The organism is Candidatus Borrelia fainii (assembly GCF_027925085.1).
In the GTDB taxonomy this organism is placed as follows: domain Bacteria; phylum Spirochaetota; class Spirochaetia; order Borreliales; family Borreliaceae; genus Borrelia; species Borrelia turicatae.
The window spans coordinates 358,919-376,327 of the sequence record NZ_AP027070.1 but is presented as its reverse complement, the minus strand read 5'-3'; the positions used below and the strand labels follow the sequence as shown (position 1 = coordinate 376,327).

Below are 17,409 nucleotides of genomic sequence, written 5' to 3'. Positions count from 1 at the left end.
AGGTTTATATGACTTTATCGGGAAAAAGAATATCTAAGGGGATAGGTATAGGAGAGGCTCTTTTTATTAAAAAGGATTTTGATAAATTTATTGATAAATCAAAAATTGCTTCTTTACAAATTGATGATGAGATAAAAAAATTTAATGATGCTAAATTAAAAGCTATATCTGCACTTAAAGAGCTTACAAAAAAGGCTGTGGCTCAACTTGGTGTTGATAAGGAAGGAATTTTTGAAGGACAGATATTAGTAATTGATGATGATGAACTTTCTGATTCTGTTACAAGTTTTATTAAGAATGAAAATTATTGTGCTGCTTATGCTGTTTATCTGTCTTTTAAAGAATTAATTGCGAGTGTAGAAGAATATACAGATGCTTATTTAAAAGAGAGAGCTTCTGATTTTAAAGATATTAGAAATAGGCTTATTTCAAATATTTTAGATCAGGTGACTGATCTCTCTGAGGTTAAAAGAGATGTAGTTCTGATTACTGAAGAATTAACGCCTTCTGATACAATGCAGGTTGATTTAAGTTATGTTAAAGGATTTGTTACTACAGTTGGTGGTGAGACTTCTCATGCTGCTATTTTGGCAAGAACAATGGGTCTTCCTGCTCTTGTGATGACACCTTTAGATATTGCTAAAATTAAAGAAGGTGAGCAGTTGGTAATTGATGGTTTGTCTTCAATAATTATTTGTGATCCTTCATCTAGTGAACTAGATAAATATGCACATAAGATATTAGAGTATAATGAGTACGAAAGAGAGCTTTTTGCATTAAAAAACCAACATGCAAAGACAAAAGATGGTATTAAAATATCTTTGAAGGCTAATATTGGAACTCCTACAGATGTTTTTTATGTTAATAAATATGGACTTGATGGTATAGGACTTTTTAGGACAGAATTTTTATATATGGAGTCTGTAAAGCCTCCAACAGAGGATGAACAGTTTGAGGCCTATAAGAGAGTTATAGATACTATTGAGAAAAAAGGTGTTGTTACTATTCGTACTCTTGATATTGGAGGAGATAAGGATATTCCATATTTTAAATTCCCAAAGGAAGATAATCCTTTTCTAGGGTATCGTGCTCTTAGGATGTATATGGACTATGAGGATTTAATACAAAGTCAATTTAATGCGATTTTTAGGGCTAGTCATTATGGCAAGATAAGAATCATGGTTCCTATGCTTACTAGATATGATGAACTTGAGATAGTGAATTATTTTGTAAATAAAGCTAAAACAAATTTAAAGTCTAGGAATTTGCCTTTTGATGAAAATTTGGAAGTCGGGTGTATGATAGAAGTTCCTTCAGCTGCTTTAATGGCATCTGACTTTGCTGACAAATTGGATTTCTTTAGTATTGGTACTAATGATTTAACCCAATATACTTTAGCTGTAGATCGGGGTAATCAAAAGATATCAAATTTATACGATAAATATAATCCTGCTGTATTAAGGCTGATTAAGAACGTTCTTGATGTTGGTAATAATTTTGACATTGATGTTTCTGTTTGTGGTGAGCTTGGGGGAGATGAGGCTGGAGCTTTAATTCTTATTGGACTTGGATTTAGATCTTTAAGTATGGTTCCTAGTGCTTCACTTAGAATTAAATATTTGTTAAACAAATATACAATGTCTGACTTAAGTGAATTGGCAAGTAAAGTTTTAAATAGTAAGTCAGAATCAGAGACTTTAAAATTTTTAGATGAATATATAGGAGATTAGTTTATGGGTTTTTTGGGTTTTTTTAAAAAGTCCGCTACTTTGGATTTAATAGCGCCTGTTAGTGGAAAAGTTGTTTCAATTGATAAAGTGCCAGATGAAGCTTTTGCTGAGAAGATAGTTGGCGACGGAATTGCAATTATGCCAACTGGAAGTGAATTAGTTGCGCCTTGTGATGGAAATATTGGTAAAATTTTCAAAACTAACCATGCTTTTAGCCTTGAAACTAAAGAGGGTGTTGAAATTTTTGTTCATTTTGGTATTAATACTCTTAATTTGAATGGTAAGGGTTTTACAAGAGTTGCCGAGGAGGGTATGAACGTCAAACGAGGTGATGTTATTATTAGACTAGACCTTGAGTATTTAAAGGCGCATGCAGAGTCAGTAGTTACACCTGTTGTTATTGCAAATTCTGATGAAGTTTCAAGCATTGAGTATGTGTTTGGAAAGCTTGATGATGGTTCTGAATATATTGTACCTTCTTCTACTACTTTAACTGAAGACATTAAAACTAAGATATCTCAAACTAAACCTGTTGAGGCAGGCAAAGATTTGATTCTTAGAGTTAAAAAGTAAGTTTGCAAGCATAAGCTTGCAAACTTACTCTCATTATATGTTTTGCTCTAATATTTCATTTATTATGTTTATAAATTGACGTGGGTTTTTGCTTTGTAGGCCGGAAGTTATCATTGCTTCTTCAAAGAGAATAATGCTTATTTTTTCCAAGTCTGCATCATTTAGATTTTTTAAATTTTGAATGATTTTATTGTTTGGATTGAGTTCGAGAATAGGTTTTATTTCTTTAACCTCTTGTCCCATTGATATCATAATTTTTTGCATTTGATAAGTGGGGTCAGCACTATCAATTATTATTGCTGATGGTTCTTGTGTTAACGTTGCTGATAGTGACACATCTTTGACATTATTTTCAAGTATTTTTTTTACTTTAAGTAGGATATCTTTGAATTCTTCTTCCATTTGTTTGAAATTTTCATCTTTTAGTTCGTCACTTGTTTCGTTTTTATTGATTGCTTTTAACTTTATACCATCATATTCTGTGATGAAATTTAAAATTGCCTCATCAAGTTCATCATCCATAATGAGAGTTTCGTATCCTCTTTCTTTGTAGGCAGCTACAATTGGATTGATTTTAAGTATATTTTCTCTCCCTCCAGTTATATAGTATATGCTTTTTTGTTCCTCAGGCATTCTCTCTTTGTATTCTCTTAAAGATACAAGTCCATCTACGTGAGAAGACTTAAATCTAATTAAGGATATAAGTTTGTTTCTGTTGTCAAAGTCAGAATAAACCCCTTCTTTTAAACATCTTCCAAATTCTTTGGAAAATTCATTAAATTTAGAATTATCTGATGCACTTAGCTTTTCAAGCTCACTAAGTATTTTCTTTACAGAAGATGCCTTTATTTTGGCCAATATTTTATTTTGCTGTAAAATTTCTCTACTTACATTTAGGGGCAAATCTTGACAATCTATTATTCCCTTTATGAATCTTAAGTAATTTGGAAGTAGACTGTCTGCAGAATCTGTGATAAAAATTCTATTTATGAATAATTTTACACCAGGTTTAGTGTTTGGGTAGTATAGATCATAGGGAGCTTTGCTTGGGACATAAAAAAGATTTGTATATTCAATACTTCCCTCTGCTTTTGTATGAATATGAATTAATGGATTTTCATAATCAAAGGTTAGATTTTTATAAAATTCATTGTATTCTTCATCAGTTATTTCATTTTTATTTTTTATCCAAATTGCTGTTGTATCATTTAATTTATCTTCCTTCTCTTCAAATCCTTCTTGTTTGCCATCCTTCATCAAGGGTTCTTTGTACTTGATGAAGATAGGATAGCTTATGTGATTTGAATATTTTTTGATAATTTCTTGAATTTTCCATTTGTTGGTATACTCAATTCCTTCTTCGTTAAGATAAAGGGTTATTTCAGTTCCATTTTCATCTTTTTCTGTTTTATTTATTTCATATCCTGTTTTTCCGTCACTAGACCAGAGATATGCAGTATCTTCCAATGCTTTTTTTGTTACAAGTTCAACTTTGTCAGCGACAATAAAAGCACTGTAAAATCCAACTCCAAACTGCCCAATTAAGTTTGCAGCATTTTTCTCATCTTTTTTTAGGTTATTTATAAATTCTTTAGTTCCTGATTTTGCAATTGTTCCAAGATGATTAATCAGGTCTTCTCTGTTCATCCCAATACCATTGTCTTTTATTTTAATGAGTTTTTCTTCAAAGCTTATTTCTATTTTTGGATCTAGTTTTATATCCTTGAATTTTTCGTTTGTTAAGTTTAAAAATTTAAGCTTATCAATGGCATCAGAGGCATTTGATATTAATTCTCGTAAAAATATTTCTTTATGAGAATAAAGAGAATGTATGATTAAATAAAGTAAATCATTAACCTCTGTATCAAATTGTTTTTTCATAGAATTCTCCTATCTTGCATTTGTTTTAATCTTTACTTTTTTTATAATATAACATAATCTAAAAATAATGAATAAAGTAAATTTGTCTGTAATAAAAAATTAGGGTAGAGGATAGTGCAATGGATATTGGTATTTATGGACTAGGAGTTATGGGAAGTAATTTGGCGTTAAATATTGCTGATAGCGGTTTTAATGTTTCTGTTTATAATAGAGATAATGATAAAACAGAAGTTTTCCTTGTAAACAATCCTCATAAAAAGATTAATGGATTTAAAAATGTTGAAGATTTTATTGGAAGCTTAAAAAAACCTAAAAAAATCATTTTAATAATATCAAGTTCAGCTGTTGATGAAGTCATTGAACAAATTTTACCTTTAGTTGAAAAATTCGATATCATTATTGATGGTGGAAATTCTCATTATAAAGATACAATAAAAAGAGAGAAAAAATTATCTTCTAAGGATGTTTATTTTGTTGGACTTGGAATTTCAGGTGGTGAAAAGGGTGCAAGATTTGGACCTTCGTTGATGTATGGTGGGAACAAAAAAGCTTATGGATTAATTGAGCCTATTTTAAATAAAGTAGCTGCTAAGACAAATATGGGAGATATTTGTTCTGCTTATGTTGGTGAGAGTGGAGCTGGACATTATGTAAAGATGGTTCACAATGGAATTGAATATGCAGATATGCAACTTATTGGTGAAGCATATTTTTTTATGAAGAGAGCTTTTAATTTAGATAATTTAAAAATTTCCGAAGTATTTGACAAGTGGGGAGAAGGTGATCTTTCTAGTTATTTAATAGAAATAACATCTAAAATTTTAAAATATAAGGAAAATAATGAATATTTACTTGATAAAATTTTAGATGTTGCAAATCAAAAAGGTACTGGGAAGTGGGTATCAATTGAAGCTTTGCAATTAAATGTACCAGCAAATTTAATTTTTGAGTCTGTGTTTGCAAGGTTTTTGTCGGGATTAAAACATGAACGAGTAATTGCTAGTGACATCCTCAAGATGGACGTGGATTCTGTTGAATTTGATTTGAGTGATTGGATTTTAGACCTCTATTATGCTCTTTTAGTTTCCAAAATACTAGCTTATGCTCAAGGTTTTATGATGCTTAAGAGTGGATCTGTTAATTATTCTTGGGACTTGAACTTAGGAAAAATTTCTTTGATTTGGAGAGAAGGTTGTATAATTAAAAGTGTTTTCTTGGAGAAGATTAAATTGGCTTATGATAAGAATCCACATCTTATTAATTTAATTTTTGATGATTATTTTTTAGATATAATAAGAAATCATCATAAATCTTTAAGGAGAATAGTCTCAAAAGCTAGTGAAATTGGGATACCTTTGCCAACATTTTATGCAAGTCTGTCTTTTTTAGATTCTTATTCTACTAATTATTTACCAGCCAATTTAATTCAGGCTCAAAGAGATTTCTTTGGTGCACATAGTTTTGAAAGAATTGATTCAAATAGAGGTGAATTTTTCCATAGTACTTGGGAATGATTTGAGATTGGTGTTTTTAAATATAATATTTAATGAATATTCCACCCATTATATTTGTTTTAAGTCCTGCATAGAGATAGTGATATGCAATGGATTTTGCGTTTGATACAAATTCTATTGAAGGTGCTATTTTAAGACCTAATTCTATTTGTTCTGTTAAATCATAAAAAATAGCTATTGGAATTCTAAATCCAAATCCTATTTCCATGTTTATGAAATTTGATTTGTTAGATGATATGTGTATGTTTCCCCCAATTCCTGTTCCAATAGATAATTTTTCTATTAATGGTATTGTTAATATTAGATCTAAGGTTGAGAGTACAAATACGTTAAAATCATATTTTTTTGATTTGAGTTTGCCTTCTGACATATTAATACCATTAGTTCCCCCATAACCTATTTCAAGATCTATAAATGGGAATGACATAATGTAATTAAATATTGGGTTTCCAATGCTTCCTCCAAATCCTATTTTTCTATCTGAATATGAGCTTTTTCCAAATGCACTAACCCATATGTTTAGTGTTAGTATTGCTATTAGCACTAATTTTTGCATTAAATCCCCAGTAATTAATATTTCTATATCATTATATTTGATTTTTGATTATTAATAAAATTTTATAGGATGAATTTTGTTGATTTAATTTTTATTTAAAATTTGAAATGTTTATAATTCTGTTTATTTTTATGCGAACCAAAATCTCATACCAAAACTCCAAATATTTAATCCAAAATCAGGTGCTACTTTTAAGAATATATCAAATTTTCTGGCTATTGCAAGATTTAGGCTCAGTGGTAATCTTGCTCTTAAGCTCATTGGTCCACTATTTATTTTATTGTTGATCCATCTTGAAAACCATATTGTTCCATTTCCACCGCCTCCAACAGTAAAATCTAGTATGTTATCTGCTCCTGCAAAGGTATGTGTGTAAAAGATGTAGTCTATTGCAAGGAATAAAATTTTCCAATCCTTAAAAAAGTTGTTTGTCTTACTGTATGCACCTAAGTCTATGTCAAAATTTCTAATATTGAATTCTAATGTAATTGGAAATGTCAGTAAAATTTCCATACCAAATTTGTTTCTTGCTGTTGATATTGAATTTGCAAAAGCAGATATTGATACTAACATAAACATTAAAGCAATCATGTTCTTTTTTCATAAGTTTTTTTCCTTTATTATAAAATTTAATGTAAATTTTAATTCTGGATTGATATAATTTAATAGGTTTATAATAAAGAGAAAGTATTTCTTATTATTTATTGTTTATCCAATTGTTGTCCATATTCAAGTCTTCCTTTTATGGAAAAATTGCTATTATTGACTAATAAGAGTGAATTTTAGTTTTAATAATTTATAATCATTGTGAAAGCTTGATGATGGTTTTACTTGGATTGTTTTAAATGTTCTTTTGTGAGTATTGTTTATATAAACCAAGTTATCAGGTATTATTGTTGCTAGTAACTTAAAGTGATAAATATTTTTATTTATATTATGTATGATGTTTGAACATTGTTTTATATTTGTTTAGTATTGAAATTTTTGATTTATAATTAATACATGAGAATATGTGAGATATATGAAGTTTGAATAGAACTTATGGAGTGTTCTATTTATATTTGTTAGTTATATTATTAAGAGGTATTTATGGAATTAAAAACTGATTTACAGGGTACATTAAATCAGTATCTTTTGTTTAGTTTAGATGAACTTTATGCTATTGAAATTAAATATGTTGTTGAAGTCTTAGAGTATACTAAAATTTCAAAAATACCAAGAACCCCTGATTATATGGCAGGGATAATCAATAATAGGGGAAAAATAGTTCCAGTAATTGATATTAGAAAGCAATTTGGTATGCAAGATCGTAAGGTTAGTGATGATGGGCTTAAGAAAAAAGACGTTGATATTTCAAATATCATCATATTGAATTTGATATATGAAGGTGATGAATTGAATCTTGGAATTTTGGTAGATTATGTTAATGAGGTTCTTGAGCTAAATTTATCTGATATTGATGAAGCTCCAAAGATTGGTACGGGATTTAATTCGAGGTTTATATCTGGAATTGGTAAGCGTAATAATAAATTTATTATTATTCTTGATGTAGAAAATCTATTTGATATTAAAGAACTTTCCAGTTTTAAAAACACTACAATATATGATCCTGATTGTGATCAATAGGAGTTTTACGTGTTATGATTTATAATCCAGAAGGAGAACTTGTAGTAAACAGCATCTTTAAAGTTAAAGAAGATCTTTTAAATATTCTTAAAGAGATGAAAAAAAACGAGACGCTGATAATAAATCTTTCAAATGTAGAGAAAATAGATGTTACTTTTATACAAATTTTGTATGCTGCCAATAAATATGCTAAAGATAAAAACTTATTTATAAAGATAGAATATCCATCTGATGAGGTTTTAAGTTCATTGATATATGGTGGATTTTTAAATGATATTGAGGATATTGATCACTTAGATTTAGGCCTTAGTTTAATTGAATTTTAGTTTTATGTATTTAAGGGCAATTTATGAATAGTAGTGATATGATAGATAAATTTAAAGATTCTTTTAAAGAGGAATCTGTAGAAAATATTTCAGATATTGAGCATGCACTTCTTAATATTGAGTTTGGATCGGGAAAAGAGGTTATTAATTCTATTTTTAGAAATTTTCATACAATCAAGGGTAGTGCAGGAATGTTTGGTTTTAATTTAACAGCTTCTCTTGTGCATGAAATAGAAACAGTTCTTGATCCTATAAAGGAAGGTTCTGATGAATTTAATCAGGATACTATTGATGCTACTTTAATGGCAGTTGATTTTATTCGTGAACTAATAGAAGGAGATGAAGCTATTGATGAGAGTGCATATAAAAATCGTGAAAGAATTTTGATAGATACAATCAAAAAAGGATTTGGATTTTGTGTTGATGTTGGGTTAAATACCGATTCAGTTTTAAGCTCTACTGGGAAAGAGCAGATGAGTTTATCTAATGATTTGGATTCACAAGGAGCTCTCTTGGATGCGTCTTTAGAGCAAGATAAATTTGAGAATGAGGCTTTAAATGTTGAGACTAAAATTTATAAAATTCTTTTTTCGCCTTCAAGGGGAATTTTATTTCATGGGCATAAGCCAATCAATTTTTTAAAAAAATTATTAAATTTAGGAAATGGACAAGTTAGAGCTAGAGTAAAAAATATTCCTGATTTGGAATTAATGTCTCCTGATAATGTTTATGTTGAGTGGGAAGTCAAACTAGAGACAGAAGAGAGTAAAAGTTCTATAGAAGACATTTTTATATTTTTGGATGGACAGTCAAAATTTGTTGTTGAAGAAGTTGATTCATCTTATGATATACCTGAGGCCTTTGAGCTTGATTCCTTAGTAAATAATTTGGATAAAGGTGTTGATGAAGTCTGCTCTACAGAAAAACAGAATTCATCAAAAACAGAAGAGATATGTAATAAAACGGCTCTTAAGGGTGGAGCTAATTTGAATGATGATACTGCTAAGAGTAAAGTAAACATTGCAAGTATTAAGGTTGATTCAAAAAAATTGGATCATTTGGTCAATCTTGTTGGTGAACTTGTTACGATTCAGTCTAAGCTTGCAAAGGAAGCTGAGAGTAGTAATAATAATATTTTAAATTTAATTTCAGCTGAATTTTCTTTGCTTATTAATGAGCTTAGAGATTATACTACAGGACTTAGAACAGTTCCTATTGAGATTTTATTTGTAAAATTTCAAAGAATAGTTAAAGATTTATCTGTTCAGCTTGGCAAATCAATTCGTTATCATGCACAAGGTGGTGATACTGTTCTTGATAAAAGTATTATTGAAAGATTAAATGAACCTTTAGTGCATTTAATAAGGAATGCAATTGATCATGGAATTGAACCGTCCGAAGAGAGAATAGAGGTCGGAAAAGATCCTCAAGGTGTTATTAAGCTTTCTGCGCATCAATCAGGTGATTCTGTGATTATTATTATTGAAGATGATGGTAGAGGACTTAATAAGCGTAAAATAATTAAGAGAGCTATAGAGAGATATATAATATCTGAGGCTGTTTCAAGAACTTTATCAGATGTGGATATTTATAATTTAATTTTTGAACCAGGATTTTCAACAGCTGATGTTGTAACAAATGTATCAGGGCGTGGTGTTGGAATGGATGTTGTTAAAAAACAGGTAGAGTCTCTTAGAGGAAATGTGATTCTTGAGAGTGAATTTGGCAAATATACTCGCATAAAGTTAATTTTTCCTTTGACCTTGGCAATTATTGAAGGGTGGCTTGTTAGAGTAAAAGATGAACATTTTATTGTGCCTCTCTCTAGTGTTGAGTCTTGTCTTGAAGCTGATAAATTGATTTCTAAGGTGTGTAGGTTTGAAAATAATAGTAATGTTATGAATTATAGAGGAAGCATGATTAGCTTTATACGTTTGCGAGAGTTTTTTGAAATATCTGATGAAGAAAGTGATAGTGAGCATGTTGTTGTTGTTAATACAAATAGTGGTAAAATAGGAATTGTGGTGGATGAGGTATTAGGACAACATCAGACCGTTATAAAAACTTTAGGTAAAATTTATTCTAAAGTAGAAGGGGTTTCTGGAGCTACAATACTTGGAGATGGTAGTCTCGCCTTGGTAGTTGATATTGATACAATAACTAAGGTTATAAGATAATATGCTTTAACATAAATATATTTTGGGCTTTTATAATGAAAATATTGATAATTGATATTCAAGGTCTTATAAGACAGGTTTTTGTTAGGGCTTTTTCTAAGGATGTGAATGTTGAAATATTAAATCCAGGTTCTAATTCTTTAAACCTTATTAATGTTTTTTTACAAAAATTTCCCGATTTAGTTATTGTTGATGAAAATGCTGCCAAGTCTCATTTTGGAAATGCGCTTAATAATGTTCTTAATAATATCTCACTTCCTATTATTTTTATAGCAGAAGATGAAGTTTATCCAAAATTTGGTTTTCTTGAATCTAAGAGAGATAAAATTAAACTAATAATAAATAAACTTAACTTTAAACTTACAGTTAATTTATTTAGAAGTGATTATTTGGATTTAATAAAATCTGAGATCAAGAAACTTGCTGGTAATAAATTTATTGCTTCTTTTGAGACTAAGAGAATAAAAGCCCCTGATTCTTTTGTTAAGTTTGAGAATAAAAAATCTGAAGGCAGTATTTCTGGTGTAACAAAAAGCTATAAGGTTGCCGATGTTATTAATGTTGCTCCTAAGAATGATCCAGATGTTATTTTGAAATATCAAGGTGTTATTAATAGAAATAAAACCGGAAAAGTTATTTTTGTTGGTTCTTCAACTGGTGGTACTGAGGCCTTAAGAGTATTTTTAAAGTTTTTTAAAAGAGACTCTCCTCCAATTGTTATTGTTCAGCATATGCCAGGGGGTTTTACAACATCTTTTGCAAAGAGTTTGAATAATGAGCTTGAAATTGATGTAAAAGAGGCTGAAGATGGGGATATTTTAAGGCCTGGTCTTGTAATAATTGCTAATGGTCATTATCATTTAATTGTGAAGTATGCTAATGGGAATTATTTTGTTAATTTGTTAGATGGTCCTTTAGTTAGTAGACATAAACCTTCTGTTAATGTTTTGTTTCGTTCCGCTGCTATGTATGCTGGGGAAAATGCTATTGGAGTTATGCTTACGGGAATGGGAGATGATGGTGCTTGTTGTATGCTTGAGATGAAGAAAAGTGGTGCATATAACATTGCGCAAGATCAGGTAACGTCTGTGGTATTTGGAATGCCTATGGAGGCAATAAAAATAGGTGCTGTAGATAAAGTTCTTCCTTTAAATAAAATATCTGAATATATTTTAAGGAGATCTTAATGGAAGATGATTGTAAATTTCTAGATATTGATTCACATATTAATAAATTATTTGTTGAACTTGAGGCTTTTGATAGTTGTTCAAGGCAAGTTTATGCCAGTTTAAGTAAATCAATTCCTAAATTAATAGAAAAACTTTCCAAAGATATTAAAGATTTATCTTTTAATATTGGATTTATTTCTAATCTTGATATTGATAATGATTATTCTTTGAATAATTTTATCTCTAAAGTAATAAGGGTATTGAATGATTTTGTATCTTATTTTAATTCTTCAACCGAATTGCTTGAATCACAGTTTAGCGTGATAAGAGATAAGGTTAAAGATATCGAGATTCTTGAAGATGTAATTGAGAAGATGAAAAAAAGTTCTATTGATATGGAAATAATGTCGATTAATACATTGACTGTTGCCATGAGGGCTGGGAGAGCTGGAGGTGCTTTTTCTTATATTACAAATGAGATTAAGACTTTAACTCAATCTATGATTAAGCAAGCAGATCAGCTAACTAGTAGGGGTAGAGATATTAAAGTTGGACTTGATCGTGCTAAGGATCAGGTGCTTGAAAATAATACGGCTGAGAATAAAATTCTTGAAGAATTTAAAAATAATTTGATTAAAAATATAGATGAGTTTTCAGGGGGTATTGGCGAAGTCATTGCTTTTTATGATAATATATTAAGTATACTTAGTGAGTTTAAATTTAAGTTTGTAAATGCTGTGTCTTATCTACAATTTCAAGATAGACTTACTCAGTCTTTGTATCATCTAAATATTATGTATTCAAGCATTGATGTTTTTAAGTTTAGAGATATAAGTGAGGTTCAGAAGTTAAAAGTTTTATCTGTTTTTACAAATTCATCCAAAATGATAGTTGGAGATGTTATTGCTAAGTTGGATGAAAATTTGATGGCTTTTGAAGAATTTATTGACACATCGATTTCTTCTATTCGGGACATTAATGATTTAAAGTCAGATAATTTTTTATATATTGATATTTCAAGATCAGTTGAATCTTTTTCCGTGATTTTATCAAATTTACTTAAAAGGATTGATGATGTTGAAAAAAATAATTCTAATTTTTTAAATCTTTATTATGAACAAATTAAGCTTGTTAAATCTTTGGAATTAATGTTTTCAAATATTTCAGCTATCTCTTCTAGGTTCCAAAATATTAATATAGCTTCCAAAATAGAGGTTGTAAAGAGAGTTGAACTTGAGGATATGGAAGGTAATATTTCTGAAATGTCAAAAATTATTAGTGATATTGAGTTAAATATTACCAAAGGACGAGAATTTTTGTCCCAAATAATATTTTTCTTTGAAAAAGTTGTGAAAGATTGCGATAATAGATTTTATCTTGAAAAAAATTATTTTAACAAATTTAAAAAGCTTTTTATGGAGATAAAAAATAATATTTTTGAGATAAAAAAGATTGCTCTTGATCAGGTATTGTCCTATGAAATCTTTCCAGTTGATTTTTTAGAAATATTTGAAGAAATAAAGTTAGGTATTCATAATATTAAAAATTTGAGAATGGATCTTTTAAATCTTGAAAAGACTTTAATGAAAATGGACAATGATATTAATAGTACTCTTGATTTAGAGTTATTGAAAAATGGTCTTAAGTGTGTTGAAATTGAAGATAAGGAATTTATTCGCAGAATTGCTAATAGGTTTACTTTGTTTATTCATAAAAAATATTTATTGTCTCTTATCGAGGATGAAAAGGACGTTCATTCATTTGATGAGGGTAGTATAATTTTATTCTAACTTTTGTATACTTTTTATGTGGTTTTAGGAGCGTTACATGCAAAAAAGGATTTTGGTTATAGATGATAATAGAGCCATTAGGCAAAGTGTTGCTTACATTTTAGAACAGAATGGTTTTGGAGTTTCTGAGGCTCAAGATGGGTTAGAGGGTGTCTCTAAGTTTAAGGAATCCGTTGGACAGAGTGATAAAGATTTTGATCTAATTATTACGGATATCAATATGCCTAACTTGGATGGAATAGGAGTGATTAAACAGATAAGAGAGTTTGGAAGTTTTGTTCCAATACTTGTTTTAACTACTGAATCTGAGCAGTCAAAAGTTGATGAGGGGCGTAAAGCTGGTGCTACTGGTTGGCTTGTTAAACCTTTCAATCCTGACACTCTTATGCAAACAATATCAAAAATATTTTAGCTTTTATTTTTAAATTATCTTAAAGTTATATTCAAGGTTTAGTTTTATGGATTTTAAGTTGAAAAAACAATTTTATTTCCATTTAGGAGAGTTGGTAAAATTTAATAGTGTTAACGCTTCTGCTTTGAAAAATAGGCCTTTTGGGGAACAAATTGATTTATGTTTAGATAAAGTTTTGGAAATAGCTAAAGATATTGGTTTTAAAGTTTATAGGGATCGGGATGGATATTATGGTTTTGCTGATATAGGTCAGGGTGATGAACTTATAGGTATTTTGGCCCATATTGATATTGTTGATGCTGGCAATGTGTCTAATTGGCATTCAAATCCTTTTAAACTTGATTTTAGAGATGGCAAAATATATGCTAGGGGTGTTTTAGATGATAAGGGGCCTTTGATGGCTGTTCTTTATGCTTTTAAATTATTAGTCTTAGAGGGGATTTTTTTTAATAAAAGATTTAGGGTAATTTTTGGAACAGATGAAGAGGTGGCATGGCGTTGTATTGAGCAATATAAAATTAAGGAAGAGATTCCTGATTTTGCTTTTACACCTGATGGTGATTTTCCTGTTGTTAATGCTGAGAAAGGGTTATTGCAATTCGATGTTATTAGTAATGAGAAATTTTTTATGGATTTTGATATTGGAACTGGATATAATGTGATTCCTGATGAGTGTTCTTTTGAGCTTGGTGATTTTAATAAAGATGATTTTAGGATTTTACTTGACAGTTTTGGTGGTAAGGTTAGATATAAATTTTTTGATAACAATATTTTAATTCATGGAATTTCTGCCCATGCTTCATTACCTGAACTTGGTGTTAATGTTGCTCCTTATGCACTAAAGATTATTAAATCTTTAGGTGTAAAAGCCAATTTTGTTAACTTTTTTGAAGATAAGATCAGTTTTACTATTAATGGTGAGAAACTATTCGGTAAAGTTTTAGGAGATTCGAAATCTGGACAACTTACTCTTTGCTTGACAAAGGTTAAATTGTCTAAGACATCTAATCAAATTTTATCTTTTGATATGAGATATCCTGTAAGTTGTAGACGAGAAGAACTAGTGAATTTGATAAAAAAAACTTTAAATTTATATTCTTTAGATTATCATGAAGTTTCTTTTCTTGATCCTCTTTATGTTGATTCTGATTCAAAGTTTATTGAGTCTTTAATTGAAGTTTATAGAGCCTTTACAGGAGAGAGTAATGTTACTCCTATTGCTATTGGCGGTGCAACTTATTCTAGAGCTTTAAAAAATTGCGTTGCTTTTGGTCCATTATTTAAAGGCTCAGATAATACAGCTCATAAAACCAATGAGTATATTGATGAGAATGAACTTATAAGTCTTGTTTTAATTTATAAGGATGCTATTAAGAAACTTAATACTTAAAATTTCATCTTTAAAAGATTTAGTATCAATAATTCCGATTCATTTTTATTAAATTTATTAATATTATTTAGCAGACGGTGTTTATTTATAGTCTTTTCTTTGATAAATATTGTTTCTTATTTAAATAAATTAATACCGGTAGTCGGAGTCGAACCGACACAAGGTTACCCTCATCAGATTTTGAGTCTGACGCGTCTACCAATTCCGCCATACCGGCAATGATTTTTATTTTACTACAATAGTTCCTAAAAAATCATCATTTTTATCAAAAACTTTCTTTAAGTTTTGAAGATCAGTTCCATTTAATATATAAGCTTTGATGCCAAGCTTTAGTGCTAGTTTTGTTGCTATTGGGTCAAACGGTAAATTTGAACCAGGCTCCCAGTTTTTTCCAACAATATTTTGTAATTCATTCCAAGTAATATTGCTTAATCCTTTTGCATCATTAAATTTTTTTGGATCTTTATCGTAAATTTGATTTACATTGGTTAAATTAATTATTTCATCTGTTTTAAACTTTTCGGCAAACTTTACAGTAATATAATCTGTTGAAAATCCTGCTTTCCATCCTGATGCAATTATTATTTGTCCTTTAAAATGAAAATCTTGAGTTGGATCGCTTATAATATTGTCAATGCATAGTGGTTGCATTGCTTTGCTGATAAGTTTGGCATTTAGTTTGGTTGCCATTATTCCAATCTCATCAAGTTCATGATTTTTAAACTTAGGATTAATTTGTTTATAAGCATCTTGATATTCTCTTGCTGTTTTTCCTCCTCCTGTAATTAAGATAATTTTTCTCCTATTATCTTCTTGTACCCATTTGAAAATAAGGTTTTTAAGATTTTTAATATATTCTATGTTAATTTTGTCAGGATTGATTATTCCACCCCCAAGGCTAATTATTTTTAGCATTTAAACCCCTTATTCTTTGAGTCAATTATCTGTTTCTTTAATTTATATTTTGTATTATATAGTATTTATATCTAATTTGTTGGAAAATATATTTAAAATCATGTAAGCTTATTAACTATACTATGCAATGTTTCCTTATATCTTATAATTAAGAATATTTAGTATATTTATTATATTTAGTTGTTAATCCAGGCTTTTTGTTAAGATTGGTATTTATTTGGAGGGTTTTATGTGTAAGTACAAGGTCTCTGTGATTATTTGTTTTTTTAATTCTGATAGTACCCTTGAAGCTATTATAAAGAGTGCTCTTAATCAAACATTAAGAGATAAAGAAATTATACTTGTGAATGATGGTTCTTACGATAATAGTTTAAAGATAGCTCAAAAATATGCTGATCAGTATGATTGTGTGAAAATTATTAATCAAAAAAATTTAGGAATAGCTGTCTCTAGGAATAATGGCCTTGAAGAGGCAAAAGGAGAATATATAATTTACTGGGATAGTGATGATTCTGTTGAGAATACTATGCTTGAGGTATTATATAATAGGGCAAAGGCCGATAATTCAGATGTTGTTTGTTCTCAATTTTACATTTACTTTATTGCAAGAAATATTAAAAGAAAATCCGCTCTTCCTTTTCCAAATTATCCAATAACTGGGGAAGAGGCTTTTAAAAATTTATTATTAACTGTTTTTGCTAGCTTTTGTAAAAAAAATTTTGTTGTGGGTACATTGTGGGATAAACTGATTCGAAGAGATTTAATTGTAAAAAATGATATCGTAGTAAATAATGTAATATTAGAAGATATAGTGTTCATGCTTCATGTTTTTTTAAAGGCAGATAAAGTTTCTTTTGTAAATAATTATTTTTATACTAACTTTCAATGGATGGGAAGTGCTAGTTCATCAATTAATGTAATTAGTAAGGTTTCTTTATCCCTTAAGGTTGTGGAAAGTTTTTTAAAGGAAGAAGGACTTTTTGAGAAGTATTTTGAATATTATAAAAAATTTTATTTGCAGCTTTATTATTATATTTCTTTTAAGCAGATTTATATTATAGGTTGGCACATTAAAGATCGACTTGTTTATAAGGCGCATAAAGCAAAACTTATTTCTGTTCTTAATGAGATTCAAAATTCTAAGGAGTTTCAAATTTATTATGCAAGTCTTAAGGGAGCCAGGTTTAATGAGATTCAGATTTTGCCAAAAATTATGTTAAAAGTTTGGCATCTTAGCTCGAGACTTTATGTTAATCTTTCTCTATTTATTTATAAATATTTTTTGAAAAATTAGTGTTTTATTATTGTATGTATTATGGACTCTTTTTACAATTTAACATAAAGGAGAAT

At 29.1% G+C, this 17,409-nt stretch carries 15 protein-coding genes and 1 tRNA gene; 11 read left to right on the top strand and 5 right to left on the bottom strand.

Annotated elements, in window-relative coordinates; all coding sequences use genetic code 11:
* Positions 1-8: 8 nt before the first annotated feature.
* Together ptsP and crr are read left to right on the top strand one after the other, a co-directional pair.
* A complete protein-coding gene (gene ptsP / locus QMG63_RS01635; protein ID WP_281861112.1) occupies positions 9-1,730 on the top strand; it encodes a phosphoenolpyruvate--protein phosphotransferase in 1,722 nt (573 codons plus the stop codon).
* A 3-nt stretch (positions 1,731-1,733) separates the two neighbouring features.
* Positions 1,734-2,303 (top strand): PTS glucose transporter subunit IIA, encoded by a 570-nt coding sequence (gene crr / locus QMG63_RS01630; RefSeq protein ID WP_281861110.1) that lies wholly within the window; start codon positions 1,734-1,736, stop codon positions 2,301-2,303.
* Between the two features lie 33 nt (positions 2,304-2,336).
* Here the strand turns inward: crr and htpG are convergent, their stop codons facing one another.
* Positions 2,337-4,184 (bottom strand): molecular chaperone HtpG, encoded by a 1,848-nt coding sequence (gene htpG, locus QMG63_RS01625; protein WP_281861108.1) that lies wholly within the window; start codon positions 4,182-4,184, stop codon positions 2,337-2,339.
* Positions 4,185-4,303: 119 nt separating this feature from the next.
* On the opposite strand from htpG, the gene gnd reads away from it, so the two are divergent.
* On the top strand, positions 4,304-5,698 hold the full coding sequence (gene gnd / locus QMG63_RS01620) for a decarboxylating NADP(+)-dependent phosphogluconate dehydrogenase (protein WP_281861107.1): 1,395 nt from the start codon (positions 4,304-4,306) through the stop codon (positions 5,696-5,698).
* Between the two features lie 16 nt (positions 5,699-5,714).
* On the opposite strand, the gene QMG63_RS01615 is transcribed toward gnd, so the two are convergent.
* A complete protein-coding gene (locus QMG63_RS01615; protein WP_281861105.1) occupies positions 5,715-6,254 on the bottom strand; it encodes a BAPKO_0422 family outer member beta-barrel protein in 540 nt (179 codons plus the stop codon).
* A 129-nt stretch (positions 6,255-6,383) separates the two neighbouring features.
* Positions 6,384-6,845, bottom strand: coding sequence for a BAPKO_0422 family outer member beta-barrel protein (locus tag QMG63_RS01610; RefSeq protein ID WP_425592796.1), 462 nt, complete (start codon positions 6,843-6,845; stop codon positions 6,384-6,386).
* A 498-nt stretch (positions 6,846-7,343) separates the two neighbouring features.
* Here QMG63_RS01610 and QMG63_RS01605 point away from each other — a divergent pair, with 498 nt between their 5' ends.
* From QMG63_RS01605 to QMG63_RS01575, 7 genes are read left to right on the top strand one after another with little or no spacing between them, the layout of a single operon-like run.
* Complete coding sequence (locus tag QMG63_RS01605; protein ID WP_281861101.1) at positions 7,344-7,880, top strand: chemotaxis protein CheW; 537 nt, start codon at positions 7,344-7,346, stop codon at positions 7,878-7,880.
* Positions 7,881-7,894: 14 nt separating this feature from the next.
* Complete coding sequence (locus QMG63_RS01600) at positions 7,895-8,206, top strand: STAS domain-containing protein (RefSeq protein WP_281861099.1); 312 nt, start codon at positions 7,895-7,897, stop codon at positions 8,204-8,206.
* A 23-nt stretch (positions 8,207-8,229) separates the two neighbouring features.
* Positions 8,230-10,383, top strand: a complete 2,154-nt coding sequence (locus QMG63_RS01595) for a chemotaxis protein CheA (protein ID WP_281861097.1) — start codon at positions 8,230-8,232, stop codon at positions 10,381-10,383.
* Positions 10,384-10,418: 35 nt separating this feature from the next.
* Positions 10,419-11,570, top strand: coding sequence for a CheB methylesterase domain-containing protein (locus tag QMG63_RS01590; RefSeq protein WP_281861096.1), 1,152 nt, complete (start codon positions 10,419-10,421; stop codon positions 11,568-11,570).
* Positions 11,570-13,342, top strand: coding sequence for a BB0569 family chemotaxis protein (locus QMG63_RS01585; protein ID WP_281861095.1), 1,773 nt, complete (start codon positions 11,570-11,572; stop codon positions 13,340-13,342). Before QMG63_RS01590 ends, QMG63_RS01585 begins: the two co-directional genes overlap by 1 nt.
* Before the next feature lie 37 nt (positions 13,343-13,379).
* Positions 13,380-13,754, top strand: a complete 375-nt coding sequence (locus QMG63_RS01580; protein ID WP_281861094.1) for a response regulator — start codon at positions 13,380-13,382, stop codon at positions 13,752-13,754.
* A 46-nt stretch (positions 13,755-13,800) separates the two neighbouring features.
* Positions 13,801-15,144 carry a Sapep family Mn(2+)-dependent dipeptidase gene (locus QMG63_RS01575; protein ID WP_281861092.1) on the top strand — a complete coding sequence of 448 codons (1,344 nt, stop codon included), beginning with the start codon at positions 13,801-13,803 and terminating at the stop codon, positions 15,142-15,144.
* Between the two features lie 133 nt (positions 15,145-15,277).
* Here QMG63_RS01575 and QMG63_RS01570 read toward each other — a convergent pair.
* Together QMG63_RS01570 and pyrH are read right to left on the bottom strand one after the other, a co-directional pair.
* Positions 15,278-15,361 (bottom strand) — tRNA-Leu (locus tag QMG63_RS01570).
* A gap of 8 nt (positions 15,362-15,369) precedes the next feature.
* Positions 15,370-16,059: a UMP kinase gene (gene pyrH, locus QMG63_RS01565; protein ID WP_281861091.1), complete on the bottom strand. Its 690-nt coding sequence runs from the start codon at positions 16,057-16,059 to the stop codon at positions 15,370-15,372.
* 229 nt (positions 16,060-16,288) lie between these two features.
* Between pyrH and QMG63_RS01560 the strand changes: the two genes are divergently transcribed.
* Positions 16,289-17,353 carry a glycosyltransferase family 2 protein gene (locus QMG63_RS01560; RefSeq protein WP_281861090.1) on the top strand — a complete coding sequence of 355 codons (1,065 nt, stop codon included), beginning with the start codon at positions 16,289-16,291 and terminating at the stop codon, positions 17,351-17,353.
* The last annotated feature ends 56 nt before the right edge of the window (positions 17,354-17,409 follow it).

Bases quoted from the DNA above. Each gene is read 5' to 3' on its own strand.
- QMG63_RS01615 (WP_281861105.1), bottom strand. From the start codon at position 6,254: ATGCAAAAATTAGTGCTAATAGCAATACTAACACTAAACATATGGGTT.
- pyrH (WP_281861091.1), bottom strand. From the start codon at position 16,059: ATGCTAAAAATAATTAGCCTTGGGGGTGGAATAATCAATCCTGACAAA.
- gnd (WP_281861107.1), top strand. From the start codon at position 4,304: ATGGATATTGGTATTTATGGACTAGGAGTTATGGGAAGTAATTTGGCG.
- QMG63_RS01610 (WP_425592796.1), bottom strand. From the start codon at position 6,845: ATGATTGCTTTAATGTTTATGTTAGTATCAATATCTGCTTTTGCAAAT.
- QMG63_RS01575 (WP_281861092.1), top strand. From the start codon at position 13,801: ATGGATTTTAAGTTGAAAAAACAATTTTATTTCCATTTAGGAGAGTTG.
- crr (WP_281861110.1), top strand. From the start codon at position 1,734: ATGGGTTTTTTGGGTTTTTTTAAAAAGTCCGCTACTTTGGATTTAATA.
- QMG63_RS01560 (WP_281861090.1), top strand. From the start codon at position 16,289: ATGTGTAAGTACAAGGTCTCTGTGATTATTTGTTTTTTTAATTCTGAT.
- QMG63_RS01600 (WP_281861099.1), top strand. From the start codon at position 7,895: ATGATTTATAATCCAGAAGGAGAACTTGTAGTAAACAGCATCTTTAAA.
- QMG63_RS01595 (WP_281861097.1), top strand. From the start codon at position 8,230: ATGAATAGTAGTGATATGATAGATAAATTTAAAGATTCTTTTAAAGAG.
- QMG63_RS01605 (WP_281861101.1), top strand. From the start codon at position 7,344: ATGGAATTAAAAACTGATTTACAGGGTACATTAAATCAGTATCTTTTG.
- QMG63_RS01585 (WP_281861095.1), top strand. From the start codon at position 11,570: ATGGAAGATGATTGTAAATTTCTAGATATTGATTCACATATTAATAAA.
- QMG63_RS01590 (WP_281861096.1), top strand. From the start codon at position 10,419: ATGAAAATATTGATAATTGATATTCAAGGTCTTATAAGACAGGTTTTT.
- QMG63_RS01580 (WP_281861094.1), top strand. From the start codon at position 13,380: ATGCAAAAAAGGATTTTGGTTATAGATGATAATAGAGCCATTAGGCAA.
- ptsP (WP_281861112.1), top strand. From the start codon at position 9: ATGACTTTATCGGGAAAAAGAATATCTAAGGGGATAGGTATAGGAGAG.
- htpG (WP_281861108.1), bottom strand. From the start codon at position 4,184: ATGAAAAAACAATTTGATACAGAGGTTAATGATTTACTTTATTTAATC.